The 1,905-nt window shown below is 46.0% G+C and carries 2 protein-coding genes; one reads left to right on the forward strand and one right to left on the reverse strand.

Annotation, left to right across the window (positions count from 1 at the left end; all coding sequences use genetic code 11):
• Positions 1-1,024 (reverse strand): aspartate--tRNA ligase (gene aspS / locus A1D16_RS20450; RefSeq protein ID WP_290713113.1); only part of this gene is annotated, 1,024 nt, incomplete at its 3' end.
• Positions 1,025-1,068: 44 nt separating this feature from the next.
• Here aspS and A1D16_RS20455 point away from each other — a divergent pair.
• Positions 1,069-1,893, forward strand: a complete 825-nt coding sequence (locus tag A1D16_RS20455; RefSeq protein WP_290713116.1) for a zinc-dependent peptidase — start codon at positions 1,069-1,071, stop codon at positions 1,891-1,893.
• The last annotated feature ends 12 nt before the right edge of the window (positions 1,894-1,905 follow it).

Here is a 1,905-nt window from a genome sequence, read left to right on the forward strand (position 1 = left end):
GTTTACGGGTGTATTCACTACAACCGGGTACTGCTATAGCCAGCACGGTTTCTGCATCATTGAATACTTTAAAGCCGCTCTCTTCAAAAATTTTCAAGGCATGGGCATTGCCGGTTTGTGCCTCAAACACCGTTTTGAAATTGGCCAGTTCCATACCAAAGCGAATGTCTGGTTTGTCATTGCCATACTGTAACATGGCATCGTTCCAGGTCATTCGTTGAACAGACTCGGTATAATCAATATTTTTAACGTCCTTGAAGATGCGCTTAACCAATCCCTCAAACATTTGAAGAATATCTTCCTGTTGCACAAAGCTCATCTCGCAGTCGATCTGTGTGAATTCTGGCTGCCGGTCTGCCCGTAGGTCTTCATCCCGGAAACATTTTACTACCTGGTAATACCGATCGTAACCGCTTACCATCAGTAATTGCTTAAAGGTTTGGGGGCTTTGCGGCAGGGCATAAAACTGGCCCGCATTCATACGGGAGGGCACTACAAAGTCGCGGGCTCCTTCCGGGGTGCTTTTAATTAGAAAAGGTGTTTCAATATCCATGAAATTATTTTCATGGAGGTAATTGCGGGCTGCCCGGTTAACGGCATACCTGAGCTCCAGGTTGCGTTTTACAGCATTGCGCCGTAAATCGAGATAACGGTATTTCATCCGCAGGTCATCTCCGCCATCAGTATCGTCCTGGATGGTGAATGGGGGGGTAGCCGCTTTATTGAGAATCGTACAACTGATTACATCAATTTCTATATCACCGGTAGGGATGTTTTTATTCTTATTGGTACGTTCAATTACTTTCCCGGTTACCTGGATAACAAATTCCCGGCCCAGCGGTTGTGCATCCAATTGAGGAGTAAGGGTTTCTCCGAATAACAATTGTGTAATGCCATACCTGTCTCGTAAATCTACGAATGTGATGCTGCCAAATTTCCGGATTGTTTGAACCCAACCTGCCAGTGTTACCTCTTTTCCAATGGAATTTGCATTTAATTCGCCACAAGTATGCGATCTATACATATAGAATTTATATTTTCGGTTTGTTGCTGAGGTGCAAATGTAGCATGATTACCGTAATTACCATATTAGGCAGTAGCAGCCTCCTGGTTTTTCTGATTTGGAGCTGGGAGCGCTTCCGATACGATTATCGGCGGATGGTGCGAGACAGTAATCATCCCTCCCCGGAAGGTTCCGGTTCGCTTTTGCCGGAATGGGCACAGCACCACGACTGGCTCCGGACGCATAATATCTATTACCGCGCCCTTAACCTCGATAACCAGGCCCGTTTTTTACGCAGGGTTATGGATTTCATGCGTTATAAAGAATTTAAATATATTGACTTATCCCCCGATCCGATGATCCCGCTCCTGATCAGCTCCGCCGCTGTTCAACTCACCTTTGGATTAAATGATTTCAGGCTCGATTTTTTTGATAAAATCTATGTTTCAGGATCCGCCTACCGGGTGCACTGGCATAAACAGGCCTTCCAGGGGCATGTAAGCCTCCAGGGCATCTACCTCAGCTGGGATCATTTTTTTCATGGCTACCAGGAATACGACGATGGGCACAATGTAGGCCTGCATGAAATGGCCCATGCGCTAACTTATGGCGCGCTTATGGGAAAAACAACCATGGAGAAAAGCTTCCGGGCCAAATTCAAAGACTATGTTAAAGCGGCTCACCCAATTTATACGAATATGAGAAATGGCGGTGAATCTGTACTGGACCGGTATGCAGCCACCAATTTTCATGAGTTCTGGGCTGTTTCAGTGGAGGCTTTCTTCGAAAAGCCGATTTTATTGAAAACCTGTGAGCCGGTTTTATATGCTGCCATGTGCGAGCTGCTTAACCAGGACCCACTGGAGTTGATGACCGTAAAAGCCGTCTGATTTCCTTCCATT

This window comes from Flavihumibacter sp. CACIAM 22H1, assembly GCF_001601815.1.
In the GTDB taxonomy this organism is placed as follows: domain Bacteria; phylum Bacteroidota; class Bacteroidia; order Chitinophagales; family Chitinophagaceae; genus Flavihumibacter.